General features: G+C 67.7%; 21 protein-coding genes. 13 read left to right on the forward strand and 8 right to left on the reverse strand.

The window, feature by feature from the left end; translation table 11 throughout:
* Positions 1–63 precede the first annotated feature (63 nt).
* Positions 64–1,746 (reverse strand): AarF/ABC1/UbiB kinase family protein, encoded by a 1,683-nt coding sequence (locus E3T24_RS03110; protein WP_166789155.1) that lies wholly within the window; start codon positions 1,744–1,746, stop codon positions 64–66.
* A 176-nt stretch (positions 1,747–1,922) separates the two neighbouring features.
* Here E3T24_RS03110 and E3T24_RS03115 point away from each other — a divergent pair, with 176 nt between their 5' ends.
* Positions 1,923–2,753, forward strand: coding sequence for an SDR family oxidoreductase (locus E3T24_RS03115; protein WP_134368004.1), 831 nt, complete (start codon positions 1,923–1,925; stop codon positions 2,751–2,753).
* 23 nt (positions 2,754–2,776) lie between these two features.
* On the opposite strand, the gene E3T24_RS03120 is transcribed toward E3T24_RS03115, so the two are convergent.
* Positions 2,777–4,912 (reverse strand): hypothetical protein, encoded by a 2,136-nt coding sequence (locus tag E3T24_RS03120; RefSeq protein ID WP_134368003.1) that lies wholly within the window; start codon positions 4,910–4,912, stop codon positions 2,777–2,779.
* Between the two features lie 156 nt (positions 4,913–5,068).
* Here E3T24_RS03120 and E3T24_RS03125 point away from each other — a divergent pair, with 156 nt between their 5' ends.
* The gene (locus tag E3T24_RS03125) at positions 5,069–5,356 is read left to right on the forward strand and encodes a hypothetical protein (protein WP_134434272.1); all 288 of its coding nucleotides are present in this window, start codon (positions 5,069–5,071) and stop codon (positions 5,354–5,356) included.
* A gap of 42 nt (positions 5,357–5,398) precedes the next feature.
* On the opposite strand, the gene E3T24_RS03130 is transcribed toward E3T24_RS03125, so the two are convergent.
* A complete protein-coding gene (locus tag E3T24_RS03130; RefSeq protein ID WP_134434273.1) occupies positions 5,399–7,183 on the reverse strand; it encodes a DEAD/DEAH box helicase in 1,785 nt (594 codons plus the stop codon).
* A 79-nt stretch (positions 7,184–7,262) separates the two neighbouring features.
* Here E3T24_RS03130 and E3T24_RS03135 point away from each other — a divergent pair, with 79 nt between their 5' ends.
* The gene (locus E3T24_RS03135; RefSeq protein ID WP_134366322.1) at positions 7,263–8,951 is read left to right on the forward strand and encodes a long-chain-fatty-acid--CoA ligase; all 1,689 of its coding nucleotides are present in this window, start codon (positions 7,263–7,265) and stop codon (positions 8,949–8,951) included.
* Positions 8,952–8,970: 19 nt separating this feature from the next.
* Here E3T24_RS03135 and E3T24_RS03140 read toward each other — a convergent pair whose 3' ends face one another.
* Positions 8,971–9,456 (reverse strand): DNA alkylation repair protein, encoded by a 486-nt coding sequence (locus E3T24_RS03140; RefSeq protein WP_134366321.1) that lies wholly within the window; start codon positions 9,454–9,456, stop codon positions 8,971–8,973.
* Positions 9,457–9,550: 94 nt separating this feature from the next.
* Between E3T24_RS03140 and E3T24_RS03145 the strand changes: the two genes are divergently transcribed.
* A complete protein-coding gene (locus tag E3T24_RS03145; RefSeq protein WP_134366320.1) occupies positions 9,551–10,393 on the forward strand; it encodes an NAD(P)-dependent oxidoreductase in 843 nt (280 codons plus the stop codon).
* A 138-nt stretch (positions 10,394–10,531) separates the two neighbouring features.
* Here E3T24_RS03145 and E3T24_RS03150 read toward each other — a convergent pair whose 3' ends face one another.
* A complete protein-coding gene (locus E3T24_RS03150; RefSeq protein WP_134434274.1) occupies positions 10,532–11,464 on the reverse strand; it encodes an FAD-dependent oxidoreductase in 933 nt (310 codons plus the stop codon).
* A gap of 45 nt (positions 11,465–11,509) precedes the next feature.
* On the reverse strand, positions 11,510–12,307 hold the full coding sequence (locus tag E3T24_RS03155; RefSeq protein WP_241975755.1) for an IclR family transcriptional regulator: 798 nt from the start codon (positions 12,305–12,307) through the stop codon (positions 11,510–11,512).
* 202 nt (positions 12,308–12,509) lie between these two features.
* Between E3T24_RS03155 and E3T24_RS03160 the strand changes: the two genes are divergently transcribed.
* The 3 genes from E3T24_RS03160 to E3T24_RS03170 all read left to right on the forward strand — a co-directional run bounded on the left by E3T24_RS03160 (position 12,510) and on the right by E3T24_RS03170 (position 14,303).
* Entirely contained in the window at positions 12,510–13,226 is a 717-nt protein-coding gene (locus tag E3T24_RS03160; RefSeq protein ID WP_134366318.1) for a CoA transferase subunit A, read from the forward strand.
* A 71-nt stretch (positions 13,227–13,297) separates the two neighbouring features.
* Positions 13,298–13,942: a CoA transferase subunit B gene (locus E3T24_RS03165; RefSeq protein WP_134366317.1), complete on the forward strand. Its 645-nt coding sequence runs from the start codon at positions 13,298–13,300 to the stop codon at positions 13,940–13,942.
* Between the two features lie 10 nt (positions 13,943–13,952).
* A complete protein-coding gene (locus E3T24_RS03170) occupies positions 13,953–14,303 on the forward strand; it encodes an MmcQ/YjbR family DNA-binding protein (RefSeq protein ID WP_134366316.1) in 351 nt (116 codons plus the stop codon).
* A gap of 113 nt (positions 14,304–14,416) precedes the next feature.
* On the opposite strand, the gene E3T24_RS03175 is transcribed toward E3T24_RS03170, so the two are convergent.
* Positions 14,417–14,995, reverse strand: a complete 579-nt coding sequence (locus E3T24_RS03175; RefSeq protein ID WP_347232634.1) for a histidine phosphatase family protein — start codon at positions 14,993–14,995, stop codon at positions 14,417–14,419.
* Between the two features lie 38 nt (positions 14,996–15,033).
* On the opposite strand from E3T24_RS03175, the gene E3T24_RS03180 reads away from it, so the two are divergent.
* Together E3T24_RS03180 and E3T24_RS03185 are read left to right on the forward strand one after the other, a co-directional pair.
* Positions 15,034–15,363: an antibiotic biosynthesis monooxygenase family protein gene (locus tag E3T24_RS03180; protein ID WP_134366315.1), complete on the forward strand. Its 330-nt coding sequence runs from the start codon at positions 15,034–15,036 to the stop codon at positions 15,361–15,363.
* An 81-nt stretch (positions 15,364–15,444) separates the two neighbouring features.
* The gene (locus tag E3T24_RS03185) at positions 15,445–15,792 is read left to right on the forward strand and encodes a TM2 domain-containing protein (RefSeq protein WP_134434275.1); all 348 of its coding nucleotides are present in this window, start codon (positions 15,445–15,447) and stop codon (positions 15,790–15,792) included.
* A 10-nt stretch (positions 15,793–15,802) separates the two neighbouring features.
* Here the strand turns inward: E3T24_RS03185 and E3T24_RS03190 are convergent, their stop codons facing one another.
* Positions 15,803–16,252, reverse strand: a complete 450-nt coding sequence (locus E3T24_RS03190; RefSeq protein WP_134366313.1) for an Lrp/AsnC family transcriptional regulator — start codon at positions 16,250–16,252, stop codon at positions 15,803–15,805.
* Between the two features lie 125 nt (positions 16,253–16,377).
* On the opposite strand from E3T24_RS03190, the gene E3T24_RS03195 reads away from it, so the two are divergent.
* The 4 genes from E3T24_RS03195 to E3T24_RS03210 form a co-directional block, all read left to right on the forward strand.
* A complete protein-coding gene (locus tag E3T24_RS03195; RefSeq protein ID WP_134366312.1) occupies positions 16,378–17,409 on the forward strand; it encodes an ornithine cyclodeaminase in 1,032 nt (343 codons plus the stop codon).
* A gap of 46 nt (positions 17,410–17,455) precedes the next feature.
* Positions 17,456–18,493: an arginine deiminase-related protein gene (locus E3T24_RS03200; protein WP_198416009.1), complete on the forward strand. Its 1,038-nt coding sequence runs from the start codon at positions 17,456–17,458 to the stop codon at positions 18,491–18,493.
* Positions 18,494–18,749: 256 nt separating this feature from the next.
* On the forward strand, positions 18,750–19,442 hold the full coding sequence (locus E3T24_RS03205; RefSeq protein ID WP_134366311.1) for a thermonuclease family protein: 693 nt from the start codon (positions 18,750–18,752) through the stop codon (positions 19,440–19,442).
* Positions 19,443–19,695: 253 nt separating this feature from the next.
* Positions 19,696–20,354, forward strand: a 659-nt coding sequence (locus E3T24_RS03210) for a hypothetical protein (RefSeq protein ID WP_194087736.1), incomplete at its 3' end; no start/stop codon positions are given.

Genomic DNA, 20,354 nt, shown 5'->3' on the forward strand with positions numbered 1-20,354 from the left:
GGTTTCCGGCAGGTGACGGAGACCTGTACGGGGTCTGCCCGGGGGCGGAACAAACACGCGGTGTCACCTTATCCGCTCCAGCCGCACCAGGGCCAGCCTGGTGTTGATGGCGATGAATGCCACCAGGCCCGCTGCCGCAACCGAGCCGATCACCAGCAGCGGGCCGCGAACCCGGGACAGCCATCGATTGTCGGTGGAGCCCAGCACGCCGATCGCATTGATCAGCGACGCCAGCAGCATCCCGGCCACCAGGCGCTCGCTGATGTCTTCCACCCGGCGCACGTAGGGTTCGGCCTGTTCCGGGTCGATGCTGATGCCCATGCCCTCCTGCTCGTAGCGGTCCAGGATCCGGGTCAGGCGTGCGGGCAGGGGGAGCCCCAGGTCGGCCACGTCCAGAAAGCCGGTCAGGAGCCTCCCCCCGAGGTACGACGGCTGCAGTCTGCGCTGCAGGAGGTCGAGTGCGTAGGGCTTGAGTGCGGTGCTGATGCTGAACTCCGGGTCGAGCACCAGTCCCGTGCCCTCGCACATCACGAGCATCTTCGACACCATCGCCACCGCGGGCGGAACCTGCAGGTGGTACCGGCGCATCAGGTCCATGACTGCCGTGATCAGCTCGCCCGCGGGCAGTTCCTTGAGCGTCAGCCCGGTGTACCGGTCGATGATCCGCGCCAGCGCCTCGGCGAAATCCGTGCGATCGATGCGGCCTCGCGGCGGGGCCAGCCGGAGCAGCATCGCGGCGAGCCGGTCGGAATGCTGCAGGGACAGCGCGATCACCACGTCGATCAATTGATTACGGATGTTGTCGGTCAGCGACCCCACCATGCCGTAGTCGAGCAGACCGATCACCCCGTCCGGCTGAACGAGCATGTTGCCGGGATGGGGATCGGCGTGGAAGAACCCGTCGCGCAGCACCATGTCGAGGATCACCGTCGTGGCCCGATCGGCCAGCGCGCTGCGATCGACGCCGAGCAGGTCCAGCGCGTCCACATCGGTGATCTTGACGCCCGACAGGCGCTCCTCGGTGAGCATCCGGGTGGTGGTGCGCGACCAGTCGATGCGCGGAATGTGCAGCCCGGGGCTCTGCGCGAAGTTCGCCTGGATTCGCTCGGCGTTGCGTCCCTCGGCTTCGAAATCGAGCTCCCCCCTCAGCTGCCGGCTGAACTCCTCGAAGAAACCCGCCACCCCGAGTTCATTGATGGACGGCGACTGTCTCGCCAGCTCGCGCACGACGTTCTGCAGGATCTCCAGGTCGGCGTTGATCGTGTGGACGATCCCCTCGCGCTGGATTTTCACGACCACCCGTGACCCGTCGGGCAGCACCGCGCCGTGGGCCTGGGCGAGGGACCCGCTTCCGACGACCTCCTCGTCGAAGGACAAGAACGCCTCGTCGATCGGGGTGCCCAGCTCCCGGGCGATGAGGCGCCGGGTCTGGTCTATCGGCATCGGCGGGTCCTGGTCCTGAAGCTTCGCCAGCTGGGTCGCGAGGTCCGGGTGCACGAGGTCTGGCCGGGTCGACAGGATCTGGCCGAGCTTGATGAAGGTCGGGCCGAGTTCCTGCAGGGTACGACGGATGATCTCCGGTGATTCGAAGGCTTCGTCGTGGGGCGGTCCGTCCGGCGTGAAAGCGTCGAGGAATCCCGGTTTCAGGATCCGCCGGGCCAGCCCCGACCGCGCGGCGAGCAGGTGAAAGCCGTTGCGGGAGAGAATCCGAACGATTTCTGCCTGTCGGTCGAGGTGGAGGGCCATGCCCAGAGCTTGAGGGGATTCGGTGGAATCCGCAATACTCGCACTCATCGGCGCAAACGTGAGGGCCTGGACTGGCTTCCCGGAGTTGATTTCCCGCTGGACCTGGACCACGGTGGACGCGAAGAGGCACGGGACGGTGCGTCCCGTGATGATGAGGCCCTGGAGGTCCGGTTCCCATGAGCGTTCAGAAGCGAATCGTTGTCTGTATCGGCACCGGCGGGATGGGGCTGGCGGCGGTTCGCCGCACGGGTCTCGGTGCCACGGTTGTGCTTGCCGACTTCGACGAGGTCGCGCTGCAGGCGGCGGCCGACAGACTTCGCGGCGAGGGCTTCGACGTCGTGGTACACCTCGTCGACGTCGCGCAGGCGAAGTCGGTGCACAGGCTGGCGACGGATGCCGCGGCCCTGGGCCCGGTGAGCACCGTCATCCACACCGCCGGACTCTCACCCGTTCAGGCCTCCGTCGACGCGATCCTGACGGTGGACCTGCTCGGCACCGCCCTCGTCCTGGACGCCTTCGGCGCGGTGATCGCGCCCGGTGGTTCCGGGGTCTTCATCGCCTCGATGGCGGGCCATCTGGCCCGGCTCACCCCGGAGCTGGAGGTGAAGCTGGCGATGACGCCCACGGCAGAGTTGCTCCGGCTGGCCGAGCTGGAAGTGAGCGGGATCACCGACTCCGGTGCCGCGTACTCCCTCTCGAAGCGGGCGAACGCGGTGCGGGTGTGCGCGGCGTCGGTGGCCTGGGGCGAGCGGGGTGCCCGCGTGAACTCGATCAGCCCGGGGATCATCTCGACACCCATGGGCGCCCAGGAGCTCGCGGGTCCCAATGGTGAACAGATGCGGGGCATGATCGCGGGCAGCGCGACCGGCCGGATCGGAACGCCGGCTGACATTGCCGCGGCCGTCGCCTTCCTGACCGGTCCGGACTCCACCTTCATCACCGGAACCGACCTGCTCGTCGACGGCGGCGTGATTGCCTCACTGACGACGCGAACCCAGTCCGCCTAGTGGCACCGGGTCACGGCACCGGCTCACGGCACCAGGGAATCCACCCAGGCGGCGACAATCAGGAAGTCGAACGTCTCGTAGGGGAACCCCTGGTCCAGTGAGCGGAATACCTTCGCGATCAGCAGGTCCCGCTCCTGCTCGCCCAGCTTTCCGAGTTCCGCGGCGCTGACAATGCCCTCCTTGAGGAGTGCGGATACGAGTTCCACTTTGTACGTGCTGTGCAGAGGCCCCGCCCACGGCAGGAGCGAGAGGGTTTCCGTGCGGTTCGCGAGTTCGGAGATGTCCAGCAGAAGCGCCGTGTGCAGCCGGCTGGCCCCGAGATGGTCGCTGAGCTCCGCCCTGGTTCCCACGAAAGTCGACAGATGAAGCGGGCTGCTGATGCCGAGGTCGGCGAACTTCTCCCGGTAGGGCGCGAGCGGGTCCAGATCCCAGAAGTCGGTGCGGGGTATGCGCGCCAGCTTCTGGAACCGGGGATCGGGGTGCAGCTCGACCAGCATCGGGTCCTTCCAGACGAAGTTGCGCGGTCGCTCGGCGATCATCGCGTACTCGAGGTGCTCGAGGGCGAGATTCCGCAACTCTTCCTTCCATTTCTCGTTCGTCTGCTCCCGGCTTTGGGCGTAGAGCATGCACGCCAGGTCGTAGCGCACCCAGGGCGAGGCAGACATGCCGGCTTCCTTGATCCGGCCATTGATCTCGGCGAGGTCCTGTGACCCGCCCAGGGCGACGTAGCCGGTGGCGGCCACCAGTCGCATGTTCTGTTCCAGCAGGGTGAGTTCTGGCCCCCGACTGCCCTCCGCGCCTCTGCTGCCATCGATCAGGCGCACCAGTTGCAGAGCCCGCTCCCTCGCGTGGCTCACCTGCGGAGTGGTACTCGGGTCGGACCCTTGATCCGGGATCGACGCGAGGTTCTCCACGGTGATCACATAGTTCAGGAGCACCCGTCGGTAGTGCATCGCAAAATCCGCGGCCACGGGATCCGTCTCGGTGGGAACGGGGAATGCGGGGGTCCGCGACCACCACGGCGACCTGTGCGCGGGCTGGTGCTTCGCCTCCAGATGGTCCGCTTCATTGCTGAGCCAGTCGGCGTAGCGCCGGAGCTCCTCGAACTCCGTTGCGGAGCGGTGCTGTCTGAACTGAAGCAGGAGCCTCGCGGCGTGGCTGTTCGGGTCGAGGTTGACGGCGCTGCTCAGGAGCCGGAGAGCACTCGCGGCACGGTCGTCGTCGTAGAAATCGGTGGACGCGACGTAGTGCAGTCCGAGCGCACGCCAGGATGATGCGCCGGCGAGCCCCTCAAGATCCGTGTAGCCCTCGGTGAGGGCCGTCAGCGCGAATGCCGCCACGAACTTGTCCAGGTCGACGTCGCCGCCCCCATCGACCTCGGTCAATCTCAGCTCGTCACGGTTGATGGCCGTGGCGTCAACCTGCCGGCCGTGGCGGGTCAGGCTCACGGCGAGATTGTCCTGGCTCGTGGCATCCACCCACAGACGCCAGGGAGCGGTGCCGAAGACGAAGGTCGAAACGGCCTGCAGCACGGCCAGCACCTTGCCCGGCAGCACGCCCGAGAGCGACGCATCGGAGAGGACCTCGACGTCGCTCCCGATCGCGAAGTGCAATCCTTCGGGTTTGCTCCCGCCGAGCCCGGTCAACAGGACCATGACATTCCTCGTGCGCGACTCGACGGGTTTGCCGGTGTCGTCGCGGACCTGAACGGAGATCCGGCGGTCGGTGGCCAGCCCGCGGGAGAAGGCGGCCGTGCCGGCGACGACCGCAAGGGTCCCGGCAGCGGCCAACAGCCAGCGGGCCCCGGCGCCGCCCGCCCACGAGACCACCGCCACGGCTCCGGTCAGGATCAGTGCGAGTCCCCACCCTTTGAATCGATTCACGGTTGTCTGGCTGGTCCTGCCCCTCCACATGATCGGGATGAACGCGAGCAGCCGGGCGAGGACGAGGGCAAGCGCGGCCAGCATGAGCATTGCCCACCCCGGCGACGCGAGCGGTGCCAGCCAACTGTCGAAGAAGCCGTTCCAGGTCTCGGACCAGCGCTCGGCCCAGGTCAGGCCGTCCGGCGCATCCGTGGCTGCCTGCGCCGTGCACCCGGTCAGGAACGTCGTTGCCGCGACGACCAGCGCACCACCCTTCACCACAGATCGCATGCTCATCTCCCGCCGTGAGATCCGAGAATGCGTCCTGCCCTCGGGCCTACGCCCAGTGTTCCTCGAATCCGGGTTGTGTCATAGCCGCATTGTGCGAGGACGACCTTCGGTCCTTACTGGTGTCAGTTCTCGTGAGAAGCCGTCGCCAGAAGGAGAGAAGTCATGTTCGCTCGAGTCAGCACCTACCGGACAGGGCCGGAAACCGTCGTGGACCACACCGAGGAGACCGTTGCGCGGGTGCTGGCAATCCCCGGATGCCGCGGGGTCTACTTTCTAACCAGCCTGGAGGAGGGCAAGGCCCTGTCGGTCACCCTGTGGGAGACGACGTATGCCCTCGCGGCGAGCCGGGAGGCAGCGAGTGCCGTCCGCGCCGACAGCAGCGCGGAGCAGGCCATGCAGATCATCGACGTGGAGGAGTTCGAAGTGGCCAACAGCGGCCTCGCGGGCTGAGCCGGCTACTCCGAGCCCCTCACGTCGTTATCAGCGTCGCGACTAGTCGCGAGGCCGGCGCGGCGGGCGTTCGGCCCGGTCCTCACGGCGCACCGGGCCGCCGTCGGCGCGGATCTCGATCAGCTTGCCGCTGATGCGGGTGTTGTCCAAGCGGGCCAGAACGTCGCTGGGAAGGTCGGCGGGCAGTTCGACGAGCGAATACTCGGGGTTGATCTGGATGTGACCGAAGTCCTCGCGGCTCAGGCCACCCTCGTTGGCGAGCGCTCCGACGATCTGCCGGGGCTCCACCTTGTGGCGCTTGCCGACCTCGATCCGGTACGAGGCCATCGACCGGTTGCTGTCGCGGGGGCGTCGTTCCACGCGCTCCACGCGTTCGCCGCGGTCGTCACGGCGGTCACCGCGACCGGCATCGGCGCGGGCGCGCTCGGCGCGGTCGCCGCGGTCGGCACGCTCGGGCCGCTGGGCGCGGGCATCCGCCTGGGTGAGCAGCAGGGGCGTCTCGCCCTGGGCGACGACGGCGAGGGCCGCGGCCACGTCGGCCTCGGGCACGTCGTGGTGTGCGACGTAGTGGCCGATGATGTCGCGGAAGGCGCTGATCCGGTCGGACTGGCTGAGAGCCTCGGTGATCGCATCGTCGAAGCGGGCCAGACGGGTGACGTTCACGTCTTCGAAGCTCGGCAGCTGCATCTGCGTCAGCGGCTGGCGGGTCGCCCTCTCGATCGCGTTGAGCAGGTGGCGCTCGCGGGGCGTGACGAAGCTGATCGCGGCGCCGCTGCGGCCCGCACGGCCGGTGCGGCCGATGCGGTGCACGTACGACTCGGTGTCGATCGGGATGTCGTAGTTGACGACGTGGCTGATTCGATCCACGTCGAGGCCGCGGGCGGCGACATCCGTTGCGACCAGGATGTCGAGCTTGCCGGACTTGAGCTGGTTGACCGTGCGCTCACGCTGCACCTGGGCGACGTCGCCGTTGATGGCCGCGGCCGAGTAGCCACGTGCGCGGAGCTTCTCGGCGAGCAGTTCCGTCTCGTTCTTGGTACGGGTGAACACGATCATGCCCTCGAAGTTCTCCACCTCGAGGATGCGGGTGAGCGCGTCGACCTTCTGCGGGTACGACACCATCAGATAGCGCTGGGTCGTGTTCACGGAGGTCGTGGTCTTGTTCTTGATCGTGATCTCTTCGGGGTCGTTCAGGTACTTCTTCGAGATCCGTCGGATCTGCGCGGGCATGGTCGCCGAGAACAGGGCGACCTGCTTGTCCTCCGGGGTGTCGGCCAGGATCGTCTCGACGTCTTCGGCGAAGCCCATCTTCAGCATCTCGTCGGCCTCGTCGAGCACCAGGTACTTCAGCTGCGACAGGTCGAGCGTGCCCTTCTCGAGGTGGTCCATGATGCGGCCGGGCGTGCCGACGACGATGTGCACCCCGCGGCGCAGCGCGGAGAGCTGCACGCCGTAGCCCTGGCCGCCGTAGACGGGGAGCACGTGCACGCCCCGCATGTGGGCGGCGTACTTCTCGAATGCCTCGCAGACCTGCAGGGCGAGCTCACGGGTCGGGGAGAGCACGAGTGCCTGCGGGGTCTTCTGCGCCAGGTCGAGGCGCGACAGGATCGGGAGGGCGAACGCGGCCGTCTTGCCGGTTCCGGTCTGGGCGAGGCCCACCACGTCGCGCCCCGCGAGAAGCGGGGGGATGGTGGCGGCCTGGATGGCGGAGGGAGTCTCGTACCCGACGTCCTTGAGGGCCTTGAGCATTGAATCTCCGAGCCCAAGGTCGGCGAAGGTCTTCGTTACGCGGGCAGTCTCTGCCTCGCTGGTGTCAGGGGTGTGCATATTACAACGGTAGTCGACGTGGGCGCCCTGTTCGTCTACCCTGTCCAAGCCGCGGGGTGAATCGCGGGAGGATATGAGAATGTCGAATATCGAACAACAGTCCTGGGTGAAGAATTACCAGCCGGGCGTCCCGGCCGAAATCGACCTCCCCGAGGAGTCGCTCGTGGCCATGCTGGAGCGTTCCGTGGCCGAGGCCGGCAGCCATCCGGCGCTGGAGTTCTTCGGCCGCCGCACCAGCTACACCGAGCTCGGCGACCAGATCGACCGGGCGGCGGAGGGCCTGCGCGGCCTCGGAGTGCGGGCGGAGGACCGTGTGGCCCTGCTCCTGCCGAACTGCCCCCAGCACGTTGTCGCCTTCTACGCGGTGCTGCGCCTGGGCGCCGTCGTGGTGGAGCACAACCCGCTCTACACCGCCCGGGAGCTGCGCCACCAGTTCGAGGACCACCAGGCCCGCATCGTGATCGCCTGGGACAAGTCCGTCGCATCCATTCGCACCTTCCCCGCGGACATCGAGATCGACCACATCGTGTCCGTCAACCTCCTCGAGGCGTTCCCCGCGATCAAGCGCCTCGCCCTGCACCTGCCGGTGAAGAGCCTGCGCGAGTCCCGTGAGGCACTGACCGGGCCGGCCCCGAAAACGATCCCCTGGAAAGACCTGCTCAGCCACGGTCCGATCGATCCAGAGCACCCCCGGCCCGCGGTCACCGATCTCGCGGCCATCCAGTACACCTCCGGCACGACCGGCCAGCCCAAGGGCGCCATGCTGACCCATTTCAACTTGTACTCCAACGCCCTGCAGGGCGAGGCCTGGATGCAGGGGGCCGAGTACCGCAAGGAGATCTTCTACGCGATCCTGCCCATGTTCCACGCGTTCGGCATGACGCTCTACCTGACCTACGGCATCCGTAAGCAGGCCCTGCTGGTGCTGTTCCCCAAGTTCGACCCCAACCTGATCCTCGACGCCATGAAGAAGTCGCCTGCGACGGTCTACTGCGCGGTGCCGCCCATCTACGAGCGCACCGCCGTGGTCGCGAAAGAGCGCGGAATCTCGCTCCGTTCCTGCAAATACTGCATTTCCGGTGCGATGAACCTGCCCGACCACGTGGTCGAACTGTGGGAATCGGTGTCGGGCGGCCTGCTCGTGGAGGGCTACGGCATGACCGAATCCTCGCCGGTCGCGCTGGGCAACCCGTTCCACCCGACCCGGCGCACGGGCACGATCGGCGTGCCGTTCCCGTCCACCCGGATGAAGGTCGTCGACCTGGACGACCCCACCCGGGAGGTGCCGCAGGGCGAGCCGGGAGAGCTGCTCCTGAACGGCCCGCAGGTCTTCCAGGGCTATTGGAACAACCCGGAGGAAACCGCGAAGACGCTCCTGCCCGGCGGCTGGCTGCGCACCGGGGACATCGTGACCGTCGACGAAGACGGCTTCACCACGATCGTGGACCGCGCCAAGGAACTCGTCATCACCGGCGGTTTCAACGTCTCGCCCTCCGAGGTCGAGGCCGTGCTCCGCCTGCACGCGGATGTCGTCGACGCGGCCGTGTTCGGCAAGGCACTCGAACGCGGCGGGGAACTGGTCGTCGCCGCGGTCGAACTCAAACCGGGCGCCCGGCTCGACGAGGAGGCCCTGCGCGCGCACTGCCGCGAGCACCTCGCGGCGTACAAGATCCCACGGCGGATCGTACAGATCCAGGACATGCCGCGCTCGATGCTCGGCAAGATCCTGCGCAAGCAGGTGCGCGAGCAGGTGCTGCCGCAGCTCTGACGCTCTTGCCGAGGCCGCTCTACCGGAGGGTCGTCGCCAGCAGGGCGGCCCGGCGGAGACACCGGTCGCTGTCCCCGGCCCAGCGCTCGAGAACGATGTTCGCCCGGGTGCGACCGGACTGGTCGAGCCTTTCCAGCAGGGGAGCGACCACGTCGCGGGCGAGCGGATCGACCAGGGCAGGCAGACGTGCGCCGCGCACGAAGCCCTCGATCCGGGTCAGATCCGAGTTGTCCAGAACGAGCACGTTCGACTGCAGCAGCACGACTGCCGCGAGGCGGCGCTCGAACACCGGCACCGCCCACAGTTCAGAACTCAGCGCGGTGATGTCGTCGTGCGTCAGACCGGGATACCGGCGGGCGACATCGCGAATCGTGCCCCGCACCGCACCGACCGTCGCACCGTAGAACCGCAGGTCACTGCCCAGGCGGTCCTTCTCCGCCGCCGCCCGGTACGCATCCCCCTCGTTTCGGAGTGTCATGTCCACGAATTCGCCGGCGTCGCTCACTCCTTCATTCTCTCTCCGGCTTTCGGGCGAGCGAGCCGGGTGGGCGGCACGGCGTTGCAACGTACGCTTGTGATCAACGAAAGAGGAGTTCTCCATGAGGGTTGTTGTCACAGGCGGAAGCGGAAAACTCGGCCGGACGGTCGTGCAGCGGCTGATCGCCGAGGGCCACGAGGTGCTGAACCTCGACCGCGACGGCGACCGGAACCCCGGTCTGGTCGTCGTCGATCTGAAGGACTACGGCCAGGTCGTCGACGCGGTCCTCGGTGTCGACGACCGGCACACCGGGTTCGACGCCATCGTGCACCTGGGTGCGATCCCGGCACCTGGCCTGGTTCCCGACGTGGCCACGTTCCACAACAACATCCTCTCCACCTATAACGTGTTCCAGGCGGCCCGGCGGGCGGGCATCAAGAAGCTGGTCTACGCGTCCAGCGAGACCGTGCTCGGGCTGCCGTTCGACATCGCCCCGCCCTACCTTCCGGTGGACGAGGAATACTCGGCCCGGCCCGAGAGCACCTACTCGCTGGTGAAGCATCTCGAGGAGCAGATGGCGATCCAGCTCACCCGCTGGGACCCCGAGCTCAGCATCACGGCGCTGCGGTTCTCCAACGTGAAGGACCCGGAGGACTACGCGGCCTTCCCCGCCTTCGACGCCGACGCCACCCTGCGCAAATGGAACCTGTGGGGCTACATCGACGGCCGTGACGGCGCCCAGGCCGTGCTGCGGGCCCTGGAGAACGCGAAGCCGGGCTTCGAGGCATTCATCATCGCCGCGGCCGACACGGTGATGAGCCGGCCGAACGCCGAGCTGGCCGCCGAGGTCTTCCCGGGAGTCGACCTGCGGGAGGTCGGCGAGAACGTCACCCTGCTCTCGATCGACAAGGCCCGGCGGATGCTCGGCTACGCACCCGAGCACAGCTGGCGCGACCACGTCTGACTGAACGAATTCGACGGAGATTTTGCCCAAATCGGCCCTAATCGGGCTGAAATCGGGTTTTTACGGCAGAATCTCCGTCGAATTGGTTAGACGCGGCACCGCACGCTGTGCTGGAGCCACCCCAGTGATCGACGACTCTCAGGAGAGCGCCCGCACCACGTCCGGGCCGGAGCGGACCGCGCGAGAGACCCCGGCCGGATGCCCGTCCACACTGCCGAAGCCGTCACCCGCGACGAAGATACCCGGGTGGTCCTGGCTCTGATCAAACCCGGCGCCCGGCAGCGCGGCGACCGCATTCGCGTAACGCCAGCGCTTCAGCTCGGAGTCCACGGCGTGCGCACCGGGGAACAGCCGCTTCATCTCGACCAGCAGCGCCGAGTGGACGAAATTCGCGTCCAGGTTCCAGGTGGACTCGCTCCAGTGCGGGGTCGCGAAGACCTCCAGCCAGACCAGCCCCGAGTCGTCCCGCCGCCGAACGCGGATGGCGTCGACGAGTGTCGATTCGTGCGACGCCAGCTCGCCGCCCACATCCCCGCGCAGGACACACAGCAGCACGGCCCGCTTGTCGTAGCCGACCTCCGCCAGGGCCGCGCTGACCCTGAGGTGACTCGTGCGCAGAATCTGAACGCTCTGCGGAACCGGCGGAGTCAGCACGACCGCCTGGCAGATGACGGGGTCGCCGGACGCGTGGGGTACAACGCGGAGGGGCCCGGAGTCCGCCACCTCGATCTGCGTCACAAAGGTGCGCTGAAGCGTGGTGCCGGCCGCCCACGTGCGAGCCACATCGCCGGCGGATGCCGCGAATCGCCAGCGCGCGCCATGATCCGGTTCCGCAGCGAACTCGGCTTCGGTTCTGCGGGCGATCTCCCTCATCACGTGCGCATCGTGGGTGACGACCGTGTCGGCGGCGGGGTTGAGCAGCGCCCCGGCGAGGGGGCGGCTCGCCAGGCGTCCGCCCGGGCGCGATCCCTTGTCCAACAGCAGCACCGAACGTCCGTGCTCCTGCAGATTGTGGGCGATCGTGAGCCCGCATACCCCTGATCCGACCACGACAACGTCCCAAGTCCCCATCTCTGGAGGCTAATGCACGGGTGGCCCGTGCGCCGTCGACAGGCCCTAGACGCGTGCGCGCTGCAGCGCCTGGGTGATGCGGCTGGCCTCCTCGAGCAGCAGCTGGCCGAGGATCTCCCGCCGCTCCGCGGTGAAACGCCGCTCGATGCCCGTCAACGACAGAGCCCAGGCGGGTTGCCCGGAGCGGTCGAAGATGGCCGCCCCCATTCCCCAACTGCCCTCCAGGATCAACCCCGGGTTGACCGAGTAGCCGGTGATCCTGGTCTGTTCCAGATTGGCCCGGATGGCGGTGGGCGAGTGGTTCTGACCCCACCGATCGACGAAGGCGTCGTCCTGCACCAGGAGCTGCCCGACCTCGGACTCGGGCAGGTACGCCAGGATGGCCAGGCCCGCCGAGGCGACCCCGAGCGGCAGCCGCAGGCCCTCGTAGAGCACGAACGACCGGATGGGGAAGCTGCCCTCCTCGCGCAGCAGGCACACCGTCTCCGCGCCGCGGCGGATCGAGAGGAATGCGCTTTCGCCGGTTTCCTCCGCCAAACGGAGCAGGCTCGGCCGCGCCAGCTCCTCGATCGGGTAGCGGTGGGCGGCGACCGTTCCCATCACGAAGATCTCCGGCCCGTAGTGCCACGTGTGCGTGACCGGATCATGGTCGAGCAGGCCCTCGGCGGCCAGAGAACTGAGCAACCGGTGCACGGTGGGCCTGGTCAGCCCGGAGTCCCGCACGATCTCGGCCAGGGGAGTGCCGGCGGGATTGCGTCCGACGAGCTGCAGGAGCCTGGCGACGCGGGTGACCACCTGGGCGCCCTGCACCGGGACGGATTGATTGATTTTCATGCCGGTCATGCCTGGCTCCTGTCCATAATGTGGATGTTGTGCAGCCTAGTGATCACGGCGTGGATACACAATGAAATGGGCAGATCCGCCCTGATTGACAGCCGCCCGATCAGACCCCTAACATGACGGACAGACGCAGCGTCCATAAGGTGGATACGAACCGGATGCTCAACCCGATTGATCAACACGGATGCTCAACGAGGAGAATTCCATGACCAAGGTTCGGTCCAGCGCACATGACGCTCTCAGCGACGTCCTCCGGGACGGCATGGTCCTGGCGGTCGGCGGCTTCGGTCTTTGCGGCATCCCGGCCGACCTGATCGACGCCGTGCGGGCATCCGGGGTGAAGGATCTCACCGTCGTGTCCAATAATATGGGCGTCGACGGCAAGGGCCTCGGCGTTCTACTCGAGGCCGGCCAGGTGCGGCGGGTGATCGCCTCCTACGTGGGGGAGAACAAGCTCTTCGCCGAGCAGCTCATCGACGGCAGGCTGGAGGTGGAGTTCAGCCCGCAGGGCACCCTGGCCGAGCGGCTCCGCGCGGGCGGCGCCGGCATCCCGGCCTTCTACACGAAGACCGGCGTGGGCACCCTGATCGCCGAGGGCAAGCCGCTCGCCGACTTCGACGGCGAGACCTACCTCCAGGAGCGGGCGATCATCGCGGATGTCGCCCTCGTGCACGCCTATCGGGCCGACACCGCGGGCAATCTCGTCTACCGCTACACCGCCCGCAACTTCAACCCCGTGGTGGCGACGGCCGGCCGTCTGACGATCGCCGAGGCCGAGATCATCGTGCAGCCCGGCGAGATCGACCCTCACGACGTTGTCACCCCCGGGGTGTTCGTGCAGCGCCTGGTGCGGGCCTCGAATCGGGTCAAGGACATCGAACAGCGCACGGTGCGCCCGCGGCCCGTGACCGTGCCGGCCTGACGAACTCGCCGGGCACACAAGCACCAGCCACACACCGCACCGACCACACACCGACCGCAAGGAGCAAGACCATGGCATGGACGCGCGACGAAATGGCCGCAATCGCGGCCGAGGAACTCTCCGACGGCGACTACGTGAACCTGGGCATCGGCATCCCCACGCTCGTTGCCAACAACCTGCCCGATGGCGTGCAGGTGACCCTGCAGAGCGAGAACGGGCTGCTCGGCATGGGCCCGTTCCCGTTCGACGGCGAGGAAGACGCCGACCTCATCAACGCCGGCAAGCAGACCGTCACGGTGCAGCCCGGCGGCTCGATCTTCGACTCGTCGGCCTCGTTCGGCATGATCCGCGGCGGGCACATCAAGGTGGCCATTCTGGGTGCCATGCAGGTCTCCGGCCGCGGTGACCTGGCCAACTGGACCATCCCGGGAAAGATGGTCAAGGGCATGGGCGGCGCCATGGACCTCGTGGCGGGCACCCCCCGCGTGGTCGTGCTCACCGAGCACACGGCCAGGGACGGGTCGGCGAAGATCGTCAACGAATGCAGCCTCCCGCTGACCGGACTGAAGGTCGTCGACCGCATCATCTCCGACATCGCCGTCTTCGATGTGACGGATGCCGGACTCCTGCTGCGACGTCTGGCCCCCGGCGTCACCGTCGAGGAGGTCCGTGCGGCGACGGAGCCGGACTTCACCGTCGCGCCGGAGTCCGTCTAGTCTCGTAGCCATGACACCGGATGCCCTTGCCGAGTTCTGCCTGAGTCTTCCGCAGGCGACTGAGACGTTCCCCTTCGGTGAGGAGACAAGCGTGTTCAAGACCAGCGGCAACGGCAAGATCTTCGCCCTGAGCGCCCTCGCTGGCGAACCGCTCGCGGTCTCACTCAAGTGCGACCCGGAGGAGAGCCGTGCGCTCCGGGAGGAGTTCCCGCAGCAGATCACGCCGGGCTACCACCTCAACAAGAAGCACTGGATCACGATCGTGCTTGACGGGCAGATCGACGACGCCCTGGTCGAGCAACTGCTGCGGGACAGTCACGCCCTCGTCCGGCCGAAGGTGCCGCGGGGGAGAGAGATCTGAAGCCGGCGGTCACGCCACTGGCTGGGCGCCCTCGGTATCCAGGTCGGCCAGAGGCCCGCCGATCCGCAGGCCGACCCACGAAACGAGCGTCCAGCCATCCGTCGCTGAGCCGCTCAGTTCCACCACTCCCGTGTTCTCGAGGTCGTGCGAGCCCGCGAATCGGGGCGGCATGTTGAGGGTGCGGGCCGCGGTCCAGACCCGGATCGCCGCGCCGTGGCTGAAGACGGCGGCCGTCTCGACGTCGGCGGTGGCGGCCGCGATGTCGGCGTCGTACCGGGCGAAGAACGCGTGTCCGTCCGAGGCCCCGGCATCCGGGCGTCGAGATCGCCGGCGCCCCAGGCGAAGACGGTCTGCATGTACGTGTGAACGGATGCCGGGTCGTTCAGCCCCTCGAGGGAGCCGGCCTCGATCTCGTGCAGCCCGGGGGACACCCGCACCTCGATGGACCGGTCGGCAGCCAGAGGCCGGGCCGTGAGTTGCGTGCGACGAAGGGTCGACGCGAAGATGGCGTCGACCGAGTCCAGCCGGAGCGTGTCCGGGATCACGGCGGCCTGCCGCGTGCCGAGCTCGGTCAGGCCCGGCCCCGGGTGGGAGGTGTCGAGCTGTCCGAGGACGTTGGCGGGCGTTTGGCCGTGGCGGATCAGGAAGAGTCGCATGTCGACTCCAGCATAGGTATCCGGGAGTGACAGCATGGGACGCAGACTGTGGATCAACGAGAGGGAGAACTTCGATGACGATCATCAAAATCAACGCGATCACCGTGCCGGGCGACAACGGTGACGAGCTGGCACGCCGGTTCGCCGCCCGAGCCGGGGCCGTCGACGACCGGCCCGGCTTCGAGGGATTCGAACTGCTGAGGCCCACGGATGACCGCCACACCTGGCTGGTCGTGACCCGCTGGGCCGATGAGGACTCCTTCCGGGCCTGGGTCAGCTCGCCGGCCTTCGGACACGGCCACCGCGCCGAGCCGGCCACGGAGGGCGAGCCCGCGGCGCGGCCGCCCGTCGGGATGAGCAGCGAGCTGTGGTCCTACGAGATTGCGGGCGGTTCCCCGGCCTGATCTGAGGTTCAAGGCCCACGGGTCGGGTATCGGTATCACTATGTCTAGCGACACTCTCTCATCGACAAGGAGATCTCCGCCATGACAGAGCAGTACCTTCCGCAGCCGTACCCGCCAGTCACGCCCGGTTACTCGCCGCCGCCGAAGTCGTTCGTGGCGACCTGGCTGTTCGCCTGGCTGCTCGGCTTCCTCGCCATCGACCGGTTCTACCTTGGCAAGGTCGGAACCGGCCTGCTGAAGCTGCTGACGGTGGGCGGCTTCGGGCTCTGGTGGCTGATCGACCTGATCCTCGTCCTGGCGGGCGCCCAGCGCGACAAACACGGCCGGCCACTGGCCGGGTACGCGGAGACCGTCGCCTGGATCGTCACGGCGGCCGGGTTCGTGCTGTCCATGCTCTCCTCGGGCCTCGCCTCCTCGCTGAACTCCTAGGTTCGGCGTCTCAGGTGCCGGGCAGGTCCCCGGTCGAGACCGAACTGAGCAGCAGGCTGGTCTCGCTGTTCAGCACGCCCTCGATCGAGCGCACCTGCCCGAGCAGTCGGTCGAAGTCGGCCAGGGTGTCGGTGCGCAGCTCGGCGACCAGGTCCCAGCCGCCGTTCGTGGAGTGCAGGGCCTTCACCTCCGGATAGCCGCGCAGGGCGTGGATGACCTGGGCGATGGCCCGGACCTCCACCTCGATCAGCGTGATCGCCCGGATCGAATTGGGGTCCCGGTCCTCCCTGATCCTGACGCCGAACCCGACCACCGTGCCGGAGTCGGTGAGACGCTTGAGGCGGCTGTTGATCGTCGACCTCGTGACCCCGAGGTCGCGGGCCAGGCTGGCGACGGGCTCGCGGCCGTTCACGCGCAGGGCGGACAGGAGGCGGCGGTCGAGGTCGCCGAGGGGATACATTACCCAAAGTGTATATAAACACCGCACAGAGTGATCGATGAAGTGGTCAGATTGCGGCGATGAACCCATGGCGGCTGCACATCGCCTATGCATACGGTTGAAACCCTGATCGAGAGGAGCCGCACATGGTGCGATTTGTGGACGTGGGAAACATCAACCGGTGGGCAGCCGAAACCGGGGTGGAGCGCATCCTCACGGACATGGTCGAGTACATCGAGCGCGACTTCCGCCGCTGGCCCACGTTCGACAAGGCGCCGCGGGTGGCCAGCCATTCCCCGCTCGGCGTGATCGAACTCATGCCCACGAGCGACGGCGTCACGTACGGATTCAAGTACGTCAACGGACATCCGTCGAACCCGTCGCGCGGCCTGCAGACCGTCACCGCATTCGGCGTCCTCGCCGACGTGCAGAGCGGCTACCCCACGTTCTGGTCCGAGATGACCGTGCTCACGGCCTTCCGCACCGCCGCCACCTCGGCCATGGTCGCCCGCGCCCTGGCCCGGCCCGACTCGCAGACCATGGCGATGATCGGCACGGGCACGCAGTCCGAATTCCAGGCCCTGGCGTTCCGCGGCCTGCTCGGCATCAACCGGCTGCGCGTCTGGGACACCGATCCCGACGCCATCGCGAAGTTCGTGCGCAACCTGGCTCCGCTCGGTTTCGAGATCGTCGTCGCGGCCAGCGCCACGGATGCCGTGACCGGCGCCGACATCATCACCACCTGCACCGCGGACAAGGCGAACGCCACCGTGCTCACCGACGCCATGGTCGGCCCCGGAGTGCACATCAACGCGATCGGCGGGGACTGCCCGGGCAAGACCGAACTCGACGGCGCCATCCTGCACCGCTCGGACGTCTTCGTGGAGTTCACGGCGCAGACCCGGATCGAGGGCGAGATCCAGCAGATGCACCCCGAGTTCCCCGTCACCGAGATGTGGCAGGTCCTCCTCGGCCAGGCTTCTGGACGCACATCCGTTGATCAGATCACCGTCTTCGACTCGGTCGGTTTCGCCATCGAGGACTTCTCCGCGCTCCGCTTCCTGCAGGATGCCGTCGACCAGACCCGGTTCTACACCGACATCGACCTCGTGGCCGACCCCGACGACCCGAAGGACCTGTTCGGGCTCGTCACCGCCGGCGCGCCCGTTCTCGTCTGAGTCCGAGCCTGAGTCCGAATTCGAGTCTGAGCCGAGTCTGAGTCCGATGTCCGTACAGGCCCCGTCGGCCGTTCTGCTGATCCGACCTCATTTCTTCACGCCCAACCCGGAAACGGCGCACGACAACGCCTTCCAATCCGTCGATGCCGGGCACGATGCGGCCCTGATCGCCGAAGCCGCCTACGCCGAGGTGACCCGGGTGGCCGAGACTCTGGAGTCACGGGGCATCGTCGTGCACCTGTTCGACGACGACGGGCCCGGGCGGCCGGACAGCGTATTCCCGAACAATTGGATCTCCACCCACGCGGGCGGGCATGTGGCCCTGTACCCGATGCACGCGCCGAATCGCCGCACGGAACGCCGCGGCGACATCGTCGAGATGCTGAAACAGCGCTACCGGGTGCAGGACGTCGTCGACTATTCCGGGCTCGAACTCGACGACGTCTTCCTCGAGGGGACCGGGGCGATGGTGCTCGACCACGCGGGGCGGATCGCCTATGTGGCCCGGTCGCGCCGGGCGGACCCGATCGCGCTGGAGCGCTTCTGCACCAATTTCGGCTACGAACCGATCGTCTTCGACGCGGCCGACGAGAGCGGCCGGCCGATCTATCACACCAATGTCCTGATGTGCATCGCCACGGACTTCGCCCTGGTCGGGCTGGACCTGATCCAGTCGTCCTCGCGGCGCAGCCACGTCGTGGAACGACTCACCGCGCAGGACCGCGAGGTGATCGCCCTCGACCGGGAGCAGATCCGCAACTTCGCTGGCAACGCCATCGAGCTGCACGGCCCGGGCGGGCGGATGCTGGTGCTCTCGCGCCGCGCCCTCGACTGCCTCACCGCCGGGCAGCGCAGCGTGATCGAGCGCAGCTGCACGATTCTGCCCCTCGACGTGCCCACGATCGAGCTGGCGGGCGGCTCCATCCGCTGCATGCTCGCGGGGATCCACCTCGATCGGCGCGGTGCTCCGTCCCTGTCGGCCACGTCGCTCTCGACTGCCTCCCTCTCCACCCAGGCCGTCTCGCTGGCGGCCACGCCGCACGAGCGCAGTGCGTCACGGACGGAGCCGGGCCTGGCCGTGTGAGCGCGGATCGATCGGTTGCGCGGATCGGCCGTCGCTCGCGGCTCCCGCGTGGGTCCCCGAACCAATTCGACGGAGATTCTGCTGTAAAGAGGGCGTTTCGGTGGGTTTGGGGGCGTTTTGGGCAAAATCTCCGTCGAATTCGTCAGGGACGCGGCTGATCTGCCGGCAGCGATTACGCCGACCCGGCGCCCGTTCAGGCAACGCGAGTCTGGGTCGCGTGGGGCGCGTGGGTCGCGCGATCTCCTAGTCTCAAGGCATGGGGAAGAAGAGAAAGTCCGGTTCGCGCCTGCTGGTTCTGGTGGTGGTTGCCGGCCTGCTCGGGGTCGTCGCGCTGCAGGGGCCGGGACCGCTCGCTTCGGTGGCGGACACCTGGCTCCGAGGCTGGCAGAGCATCGGCGGCACGGGCTCCGGCAGCAACGACTCGAGCAGCACTCAGGTGGGAGACCCGGGCTCCGGTAGCACGGACTCTTCGGCCGCGGCCGGCGACCCGAGCGTGTCCCCGGCCGCGGTTCCGGGGAGACCGGCCAACGCGGTCGCCATGACCGTCGAGCATGTGCACGACGGTGACACCCTCTTTCTCAGCGCCGGTGCGCCCAACGACCTCGTGCCGAACACCGATGACGTCAAGGTGCGGCTGGTCGGACTCGACACTCCCGAGATCGGCGACGCCGCCGAATGCTTCGGCGCTGAGGCGAGAGCCCAGTTGGAGGCAATGCTGCCCGACGGCAGCACCGTCTGGGTCACGGCGGACCGGGATCCGACCGACCGGTACGGCCGCAGCCTGTTCTACCTGTGGACCGATGACGGGCGTTTCGTCAACTACGAACTCGTCGCCGCCGGTGCGGCCGAGTCGCTCATGATCGCCCCGAACGACGCTTATTACGGTCTCCTCCGAGCCGCCGAAGACTCCGCAGCGCTGGCCCGCGCCGGCATGTGGGCGGCCTGTTGAGGGGGCACGTCCAGACAAACCAACGGAATGAGGCGCGAGAGCGGATCTCCCGATCAGCGTGAGATCAACTGGCCAGACCGGCTGCGGAAGAGCACCGGTCAGCCACTCTTAACGGGAGTTTGCCAGCTTAACATGAGGATTTATGCAGAAAACGGGTGCATTTTTGCAGCTTCGCCCGGGCGGGTCCCCGCCTGAGGAAGTCGAACAAGAACCGTTGGCGCTTCACGCACGAGCGATTCGCTCCGTGGAAGTCATGCCTACCTCTGAATTTGAATTGTTCCTGTCCGCCATCACCGAGGAAACCGGCAGTCAAGTCGGTAACGACGAAGCCAGTGCCGATCAGGCCGGTGCAGACCAAGCCAGCGCCGACCATGGCGTCACCCGCCATGAGGAGACCCATCGGCGCAGAGGACGCCAGCGCCTGCTCGTTGCCGGTGCCGTTCTTGCGGTCGGGTCCATCCTGGGCACCGGTCTCGTCTGGCAGACCCTGTCGGCCCAGGCCGAGAGCGAGCGCGTCGCCGCCACGAAGGCACTGTCTGTGACCACCGGCGCCCATCCCGAGCAGACGTCCGGCTTCGCCGTCATCTTGCCGGCGCATGCGGCGTTTGCCGCGAGGAGCGTTCTCTCGGACGCCCAAATGGTGATGGAGGCGGGCCAGGGCAAGACGGACATCACGTCCCTCTCCAGCGCCGTCACCTCACTGGCCCATTACACCGTTCTCGAACCCGAGCGGGTCTTCGATCTCGTCGACCAGACCAGGGCCGAAACGGCGACTGTGCGGGCCTCCACGGCCGAGGTCGACCGGGTGGCCGCCGAGCAAGCCGCGAAGCAGGCCGCCGAGCTGGCCGCGAAGCAGGCCGCCGAACAGGCCGCCGCCGCGCAGGCCGCCGCCGCGCAGGCCGCAGCGGCAGC

Origin of the sequence: Cryobacterium sp. TmT2-59, assembly GCF_004403545.1 — a bacterium.
In the GTDB taxonomy this organism is placed as follows: Bacteria; Actinomycetota; Actinomycetes; order Actinomycetales; family Microbacteriaceae; genus Cryobacterium; species Cryobacterium shii.